This is a genomic window from Curtobacterium sp. MCPF17_031, assembly GCF_003234035.1.
In the GTDB taxonomy this organism is placed as follows: domain Bacteria; phylum Actinomycetota; class Actinomycetes; order Actinomycetales; family Microbacteriaceae; genus Curtobacterium.
Window position 1 is genome coordinate 162,695 of sequence record NZ_QKSG01000003.1, and the last position, 9,520, is coordinate 172,214.

Genomic DNA, 9,520 nt, shown 5'->3' on the forward strand with positions numbered 1-9,520 from the left:
CGAGGCGCGCCTAGACTCCGAGCGTGCCCGAGCTCCGTGTCGCCGTCCTCGGTCCGGTGCTCGCCGAGGACCGGACCGGTGCCCTCGTCCCGGTCCCCGGGACGCTGGCTCGGACGTTCCTCACCGCGCTCGTCCTGGCGCGCGGCCGCGCCGTGACCACGGAGTCCCTCATCGACGACCTGTGGGCCGACGAACCACCCAGGGGCGCCCGCGCGGCCCTGCAGACGCTCGTCTCGCGCCTCCGCCGCGCCACCGCCGACGGGCTCGTCGTCTCCACCCCGTCCGGGTACGTCCTCGGCGTGGACACCGACGCGACCGACCTCGGTGCGGCCGAACGGATGCTCGGCGGCACCCCGGACGCGCCGGTGCTGCGCGCGGCCCTGGACCGCTGGCGCGGCGAGCCCGGAGGGGACCTCGAGGGTTCCGTCGCCGGGGAGCTCGCCGACCGGGCGGGCGCGGTCCGACGGGACCTCCGTCGTCGACTCGCCACGGTCCTCCAGTCCAGTGGCGACCCGGATGCCGCCGCAGCCCTCTGGCGCGACGAGGCCGCGGCCGACCCGTTCGACGAGGCAGCCGTCGCCGGGCTGGTCCGTGCCCTCGCCGGTGCCGGACAGGCAGCCGAGGCGCTCGCCGTCTTCGCCGCGCACCGCGACCGGCTGTCCGACGAACTCGGCGCCGATCCGTCCGCCGACCTGGTGCGACTCAACGCCGAGGTGCTCCGCAGCACCGGTCCCGTCAGCGGCTCGGTCCGGCGGGTCGGGCTGCGGGCCGCGCCGAATGCGCTCATCGGACGGGAGGCCGACCTCGCCACCGTCACGCGCCTCCTGTCCCAGGCGCGGCTGGTGACGATCCTCGGTGCCGGCGGTCTCGGCAAGACGCGACTCGCGCAGGCCGCGGCGACGACGGTCCCGCCCGCCTGCGGTGTCGTCGTGGTCGAGCTCGCGCCGCTCACCACCGGCGAGGACGTGGTCCCCGCGATCGGTGCGCTGCTGGGGATCGCCGAGGTCCGCAGCGCACGGAGCCTGCGGGACGCCGTGGTGGCCGACCTGCGGAGCCGGGTGGTCCGAGCACTCGGCGAGGAACCCACCCTGCTCGTGCTCGACAACTGCGAGCACATCCTCGAACCCGTCGCCGCGTTCACCGCCGATTTGCTCGCGGAGCTGCCCGGACTGCGGGTCCTGACGACCTCGCGCGCGCCGCTCGCGGTCGCCGGCGAGGTCGTCGCGCCGCTGGCGCCGCTGCCGGTGGAAGCCGACGGGGCCGCCGTCTGCCTGTTCACCGACCGGGCACGCGCGGCACGACCGGGTGCGGTGCTGCCGGTCGACGCGGTCCGCCGGATCTGCACGCGGCTCGACGGGTCCCCGCTGGCGATCGAGCTGGCCGCCGCGCGGATCCGGGGGATGAGCGTCGACGAGATCGAACGACGACTCGACGACCGTTTCGCGCTGCTCCGCGGTGGCGACCGGTCGGCCCCGGAACGGCACCGGACCCTGCTCGCCGTCATCGAGTGGAGTTGGCGACTGCTCGACGACGGGGCCCGGGACCTGCTGACCCGCCTCACGCTCTTCCCGGACGGCCTGTCCGTTGACGCCGTCGAAGCGGTCGCCGCACCGTCACGGGTCCACGACGCCCTCGACGACCTGGCCGAACTGGTCGAGCAGTCCCTCGTGCAGCTCGTCGAGCAGGAGGGCGAGCCCGTCCGCTACCGCTTGCTCGAGACCGTCCGCGAGTTCGGTGCCGCACGGCTGGAGGAGTCCGGCGCCACCGGGGACGTCCGCGCGGCGATGACCCGCTGGGCCTGCCGGGTCGCGGCCGAGCACGACCTGTTCATCGTGCGGACCACGGACCAGGTCGTGCGCTTCCGGGTGCTCGAACGTGAGGCCGACAACCTCGTCACGATGCTGCGCTGGAACCTGCGCGCCGAGGACGCCGTCGCGGTCGCGCCGCTCTTCTCGGCACTCGCTGGGTACTGGTCGTTCCGTGGGGCCCACGGCGAGGTCGCGGCGATCGCGTCCGACGTCGTGGCCGTCCTCCGCACCGTCCCACCCGAGCCCGAGCCCGAGCCCGAGCCCGAGCCCGCGACCGGCGTGCGGACGGCCGCCGTCCTCTGCCTCGTCATCGCCTGCGCGACCGCCGCCTTCTCCGACCGCCGCACCTCGGTGCGCGCCCGCGCCGCGCTCCGCCGCCTGCACCGGGCCGGCGTGACCGGCGTCCCGGTGGTCGACGCCCAGGCCGAGCTGCTCCTCACCCTCGGCCGTCGGGCCGCGGGTGAGACCGCCCTGACCCGACTCCGCGAGGACCCGGACACCGGGGTGGCGTGCCTGGCGCACCTGCTCAGCGCGCCGTTGGCCGAGAACGACGGTGAGCTCGAACGCGCCCTCGGCTTCTCGACCCGCGCGCGGCTGCTCGCCGAGCAGGCCGGTGACGTCTGGACCTCGGGCACCGCGGCCGTCTCGGTGACGCAGCTCGCCGGGCAACTCGGTCGGTACGAGCAGGCACTCGCCGCGGCGGCCACAGCCCGGGAACGGCTCGAGCAGTTCGGCGCCGAGGACGACCTGGTCGAGGTCGGGTGGAGCGTCGGGTTGAGTGCCGCGGCGACCGGGGACGTCGATCGCGCCCGCTCGTTGGCGGCCGAACTCGCCGCGCTCCCGGCGTCCCCCGGTTCCGGACCGGTCGGTGGCCCGGGTGGCGGCCCCGGCGGGGAGCGGGCACAGATGACGCTGCTCGCGCACGCGGTCCGGGCCGAGGTCGCACGGACCGAGGGGGACCCCGCCCGCGCGGTCGTCGAGTACCGGCGGGCCTGGGACCAGGTGGTGCCGCACCGGCGCGAGGCGAGCCAGTGGGTGATGGTCATCGGTGCGGCGCTCCTGGCCGCGCAGGACGAGGCCGCGCAGGACGAGGCGGCGCAGGCCCGGTCCGCCGGGGCCGCAGCGGGCCTCCAGGACGCCGGTCGGGAGGCCCGTGCGGACCTCGCCCGGCAGGTCCGGGTGAGCGCCCTGGTCGCGCTCCGCATGCCGTCGCTGTGGAACGACCTGCCGGTCGTCGGGACGGCCGTCCTCGGCGCCACGCTCGAGGCGATCGACCGCGGAGTCGACCCGGCCCTGGTCGCCGCTGCCTGGGCCAGTGCGCTCCGTCTGGGTGCCCGGCAGGACTTCGCGGTCCTCGGTCACGGACGGCTCCGGCCGCTGGTCGTGGCCGCGGTCGGCGAGGCCCTCGTGGAGGACGCCGAGACGGCCTCGGCCGGGATGTCCCGGGCCGAGGCCGTCGCTGCCGCGCGAGCGACGCTCGAAGCGGTCAGGCCTTCCGCATGTAGGCCCGGACGGTGAGCGGGGCGAACACCGCGACGACGACCGCTGCGCCGAGCAGGCTCAACCACAGGTCGCCGCCGACCGTGCCGTGGTTGACCAGGTCGCGGACCGCGGTGATGAGGTGCGAGATCGGGTTCACGTCGGAGAACCAGTGCAGCCAGTCCGGCAGCGTGTCCGCCGGGACGAACGCGTTCGACAGGAACGTCAGCGGGAAGAGCACCAGGTTCGAGATGCCCGACACGCTCGACGCGGTGCGGGCGACGACACCGAAGTAGGCGAAGACCCAGCTGATCGCCCAGGCCACGACGACGACGAGCAGGCCGGCGACCAGCACCGCGCCGATGCCACCGGCGGGACGCAGCCCCATGATGAACCCGACCGTGAACGTGATCGTGGTGGCGATCGCGTAGCGGACCGTGTCGGCGAGCAGCGCTCCGGCGAGCGGGGCGATACGGGCGATCGGCAGCGACCGGAAGCGGTCGAACACGCCCTTGTCCATGTCCTCACGGAGCTGCACGCCGGTGACGATCGACGACGTGATGTTCGTCTGCACGAGGATGCCCGGGATGATGATCGGCAGGTAGCTGCTGACGTCCCCGGCGATCGCGCCCCCGAAGATGTACGTGAACATCACGGTGAACACGATCGGCATGAGCGTCACGTCGAAGAGCTGCTCCGGCGTCCGTCGGACCTTGACCAGGCCGCGGTACGCCATCGTCAGCGACTGCCGGACGGTCGCGGCCAGGCCGGATCCGCCGACGCCGGGCCGCGGGGCGACCCGCGGGGCACCCGACGGTGCGGCGGCCAGGTCGGGGGTGGTGAGCGTGCTCATGCGTTGCTCCCTTCGAGCGCGCGGGCGGCGGGTGCAGGCGTGCCAGCGCCCGCCCCCTCGCCGGTGATGGTGAGGAAGACCTCGTCGAGCGTCGGCTTCTGCACGCTCATCTCGGCGAGGGAGATGCCGGCGTCCCGGAAGGACACGAGCAGGTCGGTGACACGGTCGGGGTCCGCCATCGGCGCGGTCAGGCGGGAGCCCTCCGGGCTCGCCACCGCCTCGGTCCCGAGCACGCGGAGCACCAGGTCGGACGCCTCGGCCAGTCGTGCCGGCGTCGAGTCGGCCAGCCGGAGCTGCAGCGACGCGGTGCCGACCGAGGCCTTCAACTCGTCGCTCGTGCCCTCGGCCACGACCCGGCCGTGGTCGATCACCGCGATCCGGTCCGCGAGCTGGTCGGCCTCGTCGAGGTACTGCGTCGTCAGCAGCACCGTCGACCCGGTCGCGACGAGCTCCCGGATCGTGTCCCACATCTGCGCCCGGGTCCGGGGATCGAGGCCCGTCGTCGGCTCGTCGAGGAAGATCAGCGGCGGCTGTGCGATGAGGCTCGCAGCCAGGTCCAACCGTCGGCGCATGCCGCCGGAGAACCCGCGGAGCGGTCGTCGTGCGGCCTCGCTCAAGCCGAAGCGCTCGAGCAGCTCCGTCGACTTCCGCTTCGCCTCCGTCCGGGACAGCCCGAGCAGCCGGCCGAAGACGACGAGGTTCTCGGTCGCGCTCAGGGTCTCGTCGACGCTGGCGTACTGGCCGGTCACACCGATGAGCTGCCGCACCACGTGCGGCTCCCGGCGGACGTCGTGGCCGAACACCCGCGCCTCGCCGCCGTCCAGGCGGAGCAGGGTCGCGAGCATGCTGATCGTGGTGGTCTTGCCGGCGCCGTTCGGACCGAGCACGCCGTACACCGTGCCGGCCTCGACCCGCAGGTCGACGCCGTCCACGGCCCGGTTGCTGCCGAACGTCTTCACGAGGCCCGAGGCCTCCACCGCGAGCGGTGTCGTGGTCATCGTCGTGTCCTTCCGTCGACGTCGTGTACGGGGAGGACACTGCCGAGCACCGCTCACGCGGCACTGACGCGGCGCTGACATCGGTACCGTGGAGGGCGTGAGCGAGACGGCCCGGACACCAGACGACACCGGCGCAGACGACACCGGCGTGCGACTGCGGATCGACCTGGCGTACGACGGTTCCGGCTTCTCCGGATGGGCGCGGCAGCCCGCACTCCGGACCGTGCAGGGTGTGCTCGAGGACGCCCTCGCCACCGTCTTCACCCGGTGGGGCGAACCACCCCGGCTGACGGTCGCCGGGCGCACCGATGCCGGCGTCCACGCCACCGGACAGGTCGCGCACCTCGACCTCAGCCCGGACCAGTGGGCCGCCCTGACCCGGCCGAAGCGTCCGAGCGCCGACGGCACCGTCCGCGACGCCTTCAGCGGGCTCGTCCGACGGCTCAACGGGCTCGCCGGCGCCGACGGGGACGTCGTCGTCCGCAGCGTGCGTGTCGCCCCGGCCGGCTTCGACGCCCGGTTCTCCCCGCTCTGGCGGCGCTACCGGTACCGGGTCGCCGACGTCGACGCCCTCCGCGACCCCCTCCGCCGCGGGCACACGACCTGGTACCCGGGGCGCCTCGACCCGGCGTCGATGGAGCGCGGTGCGCTGCGGCTGCTCGGGCTGCACGACTTCGCGGCGTTCTGCAAGCCGCGGGTCGGCGCGACCACGATCCGGACCCTGCAGGAGTTCCGCTGGGACCGTGAGCCGGACGGCGTGCTGGTGGCGAGCCTCCAGGCCGACGCCTTCTGTCACTCCATGGTGCGCGCGATGGTCGGCGGCACCCTCGCCGTCGGCGAGGGCCGGCTGACGCCGGACGAACTCGACGGGCTCCGCGTCGCGGCGGAACGCACCAGCGCCTTCACCACCGCCCCGGCCCGCGGACTCACCCTCACCGAGGTCGGGTACCCGGACGACGACGCACTGGAGGCCCGGGCCGTCCAGACACGCGCCCGTCGCGACGCGGAGGGACACCGGCCCGGCGACCTGTCGGACGAGGGCGGGCGGTAACGCCGGGCGGTAGCGTCGGGGGATGGCTCCTCGTGCTCCGCGCTCCGTCGTCTCCGTCGCACCCGGTGTGGTCTTCGTCGAGGGGCCGGTGTCGAACTGGGTCGTCCTGGCGGAGGAGGACGGCGTCGCTCTCATCGACGCGGGCTACCCGGCCGACACCGACCTCGTGCTCGACAGCGTGCTGCTCGCCGGACACGACCTCGAGGACCTCCGCCGCGTCTACGTCACGCACGGGCACGTCGACCACGTCGGCGGCCTGCCCGGGATCCTCGAGCGCTTCCCGCACGTCGAGGTGCTCGCGCACGCCGACGAGGTCGACAACGTCCGCGGCCCCGACCGGCAGCAGGTCACCCCGGCGGAGATCGGCGGACGGCTCGCCGCACCGCGCGTGCTCCGCTGGCTCGCCCGCGCGGTCGCGTCCGACGCCCTCCGACCCACCACCGTTCCGAGCGCCCGCGCCTTCACGGCCCGCGACTTCGACGGCCGTGCGATGACCCCCCTGCCGGCACCCGGGCACACCGCCGGGTCCACCACGTACCTGCTCCCGGCCGCGGACGCCCTCGTCACCGGGGACGCGGTCGTCACGCACCACGACACGCAGCCCGCGTCCTGGGCGCCGCGGCCGCGGATGATCACGCCGTTCTTCACGGCGGACCAGGCGCTCGCCGTGGAGTCGGCGCGGGTGCTGCCGTACCCGGCGATCGTGCTGCCGGGGCACGGGCCGGCGGTGTACCGGGTGGGGGCGGAGTGGGTGCCGATCGGGAGCTGACAGCTCCTCTCATTGGTATTCCAGTTCGGTATCTGAAATGGTGGATTCAGCGGTGGTGAAGGAGCCGCCCTCCACGAGGGGAACCACCATGAAGAAGATCCGTACGAGTGCGGTCGTCGCAGCGATCCTGGGCGGAGCGATGCTGGGCACGATCGGGGCGACCGCTGCTTCAGCGCAACCGGTCAGCTCGAGTTCGTCCAGCGCCGTCAGTTCATCGGCGATCGCCGTCGCGCCTCCCGCGGCGTCGTCTCCGTCCACGACCGGACCGACCGGACCGGCCGGAACGACCAGTGGGTCCTCCACTGACGGAGTCCCGATCAGGCCGATCGTCGACTGGCTCAAGCGCAACGCCTCGTCCGTCATCCCCGCGCTCAAGACCGCGCTCCGGAACGGACTGAACGCCTTCAAGAACTGGTGGAACGGGCTGGCGGGCTGGGTCCGCGCCGGCATCAACGCGCTCGCGCACCTGACCGTCCAGGAGCTGTTCAGCGCTCTCTGGAACTACTTCTTCGGTTGATCTGCGCTCGGGAGCGGCGGTCCGGGCCAGCCCGGGCCGCCGCCCCGAGTCGGAAGGAACGAGCAATGATCCAACTCCGGGACGTCGGCCTTCGTGGCCACGACCGACCTCGTCTCCAGGACGTGTCCGTCGAACTGCAGCCAGGCCGTGTGTACGGTCTGGTCGGCCCGAACGGCGCCGGGAAGTCCACGCTCCTCGCCGTCCTCGCGGGCCTCGTGCGCATCGACCACGGTGCTCTCACCGGATCGCCGTGGCAGCGCGGCGAGGCGGTCGGGGCCGTCTTCGGGGACGGAGACCTGCACCGCGGCAGGACCGTCCGGGAGACGCTGCTGCTCCGAGCCCGTTTCGTGGGCAGCGATCGCTCAGCGGTCGACGAGACGGCGCGTCGCGTGGGTCTCCACGCCGTCCTGGGGCGTCGGGTCAAGGCGCTGTCGCTCGGTATGAAGGTGCGACTCGCGATCGGTGTGGCGCTCCTCGGATCACCGTCCCTCGTCCTCTTCGACGAGCCGATGAACGGACTCGACCCGAACGGCATCGGGTGGCTCCGGGCTGTCGTGTCCGACCTCCGGAACGCCGGAGTGACGGTCGTCGTGTCGAGCCACCTCCTCGGTGAACTCGAGACGATGATCGACGTCGCCGTCATCGTGAGCCAGGGGAGGGTCGTCCGCGTCGAGCCGGTGGTGTCCGTCGAGACCGAGGCCTGCGAGGTACGGGTCGGGAACGCGACGGACTTCCTGGAGGCCGTGGCCGAGCGAGGGATCGAGCCGGTCGTCGACGGCCGCGTGGTCCACCTCCCGATCAGTGCGGCGGAAGCCGTGCGAATGGCAGTGGAGGTCGGCGTCGACGTCCTCTCGGTGGTACCGGCCCGGAGGTCTCTGCAGGCGCTCTACGACGAGGTCTCCACGGCGGAGTTCGAGTCGGAGGTCGTTGCGTGATCGGCTTCGTCGGTGTCGCGACGCTCGAGGTCCGCAAGCGTGTCGACACGGTGGGCGCCCTGGTCGGTTTCGGTGTGCTGGCGTTGCTCGTCGTCGTGTGCTGCGCTCTGAGTGTGTCGCTCGTCACGCGTGCGGCCAGCTTCACGGTCGGGGAGGTCCTGGTGACCACCGGGCTCCCCGTCGCGCTGGCTGCATCGGTGGTCGGGGTCGTGGTCGGTGTGGGCGACGCCTCGTGCGGCGGTGAGCGCGACGGTCTGTTGGCGGGACGATCCCGGTCGGCCATGTACCTCGCGCGACTCGCAGCGTGTGGCGTGCTCATCGCCGCTGTGGTCCTCTTCGCCGTACTCGTCGGGGTCGTCGGGGCCGGGGTGGCCGTCCTGCTCGGCGGTCGAGCCGCGTCGCTGGAAGCCGTCCATCCCGTCGTGCAGTTGGCTGCTCTGACGTTCTCGTCCGCGGTGTCCGGCTTCGGCATCGGCGCGACGTCGCGTTCGCTCCCGCTCGGGCTGGTGAGTGTGCTCGCGGTGACGCTCGTGCTCGACGTGGTCCTCGCGGCGCTCGGGGCGTGGACTGCGTACATCCGGTTCGGCACGGTGCAGAGCGGGTTGACGGGTGAAGCCGATGTCCTCCCCGCCGTCACCTCGGGTCTGATCTGGATCGTCCTCCCCGTCCTGGCCGGCTGGGTACGTGCGGAGCGGGTGGCGACGTGAGTGAGGCTCCTCGACCGATCCGTCGGGACCGGGGCCGCAGAGCGGCACTGGGGCTCCTGGTGGTGCTGGCGACCCTGGGCTGCTGCGTGATCGGCGTGACGGGCCAGAGCCTGGTGATCCGCGGGATCGCGGCCGGAGCGACCTTGGTCGTCATGGGGTGTTCGCTGGTGCTCGCGCGGAAGCGCGGGAACCTCGTCGGGTGGTACGTCATTGCGGTCGGGACGACCGTGCTGCGCATGCTCTCCGACCTGTGACGGGTGGCTCCGTGCGGTGTCCGCGTGCATCTGGAGACCGCTCCTTCTGTCCCCCGTCCGGGGGCAGAACTTCACGTCCCCGTAACCTGAGCGTCCCCACAAGTCCGTAGCGTGGCGAGGTCCCTCCCGACTCCGAACCAGAGGTCTCC

Annotated in this window: 9 protein-coding genes; 7 read left to right on the forward strand and 2 right to left on the reverse strand. The window is 73.2% G+C overall.

Annotated features, from left to right (window positions below; translation table 11 throughout):
* The first annotated feature begins 23 nt into the window (after positions 1-23).
* A complete protein-coding gene (locus DEJ31_RS06085; protein WP_111121434.1) occupies positions 24-3,326 on the forward strand; it encodes a BTAD domain-containing putative transcriptional regulator in 3,303 nt (1,100 codons plus the stop codon).
* On the opposite strand, the gene DEJ31_RS06090 is transcribed toward DEJ31_RS06085, so the two are convergent.
* Positions 3,295-4,140 carry an ABC transporter permease gene (locus DEJ31_RS06090; RefSeq protein WP_111043482.1) on the reverse strand — a complete coding sequence of 282 codons (846 nt, stop codon included), beginning with the start codon at positions 4,138-4,140 and terminating at the stop codon, positions 3,295-3,297. The genes DEJ31_RS06085 and DEJ31_RS06090 overlap by 32 nt on opposite strands.
* Positions 4,137-5,138 (reverse strand): ATP-binding cassette domain-containing protein, encoded by a 1,002-nt coding sequence (locus DEJ31_RS06095; protein ID WP_111043481.1) that lies wholly within the window; start codon positions 5,136-5,138, stop codon positions 4,137-4,139. Before DEJ31_RS06095 ends, DEJ31_RS06090 begins: the two co-directional genes overlap by 4 nt.
* 97 nt (positions 5,139-5,235) lie before the next feature.
* Here DEJ31_RS06095 and DEJ31_RS06100 point away from each other — a divergent pair, with 97 nt between their 5' ends.
* From DEJ31_RS06100 to DEJ31_RS06125, 6 genes are all read left to right on the forward strand, one after another.
* Positions 5,236-6,189, forward strand: a complete 954-nt coding sequence (locus DEJ31_RS06100; RefSeq protein WP_375334526.1) for a tRNA pseudouridine synthase A — start codon at positions 5,236-5,238, stop codon at positions 6,187-6,189.
* 22 nt (positions 6,190-6,211) lie between these two features.
* On the forward strand, positions 6,212-6,958 hold the full coding sequence (locus DEJ31_RS06105; RefSeq protein ID WP_110903544.1) for an MBL fold metallo-hydrolase: 747 nt from the start codon (positions 6,212-6,214) through the stop codon (positions 6,956-6,958).
* An 88-nt stretch (positions 6,959-7,046) separates the two neighbouring features.
* Entirely contained in the window at positions 7,047-7,475 is a 429-nt protein-coding gene (locus DEJ31_RS06110; RefSeq protein WP_110903543.1) for a hypothetical protein, read from the forward strand.
* A gap of 65 nt (positions 7,476-7,540) precedes the next feature.
* Positions 7,541-8,410, forward strand: a complete 870-nt coding sequence (locus tag DEJ31_RS06115; RefSeq protein WP_111121435.1) for an ATP-binding cassette domain-containing protein — start codon at positions 7,541-7,543, stop codon at positions 8,408-8,410.
* Positions 8,407-9,117, forward strand: coding sequence for a hypothetical protein (locus tag DEJ31_RS06120; protein WP_110903541.1), 711 nt, complete (start codon positions 8,407-8,409; stop codon positions 9,115-9,117). The genes DEJ31_RS06115 and DEJ31_RS06120 overlap by 4 nt, the downstream gene beginning before the upstream one ends.
* Positions 9,114-9,371 (forward strand): hypothetical protein, encoded by a 258-nt coding sequence (locus tag DEJ31_RS06125; RefSeq protein WP_146236716.1) that lies wholly within the window; start codon positions 9,114-9,116, stop codon positions 9,369-9,371. The genes DEJ31_RS06120 and DEJ31_RS06125 overlap by 4 nt, the downstream gene beginning before the upstream one ends.
* The last annotated feature ends 149 nt before the right edge of the window (positions 9,372-9,520 follow it).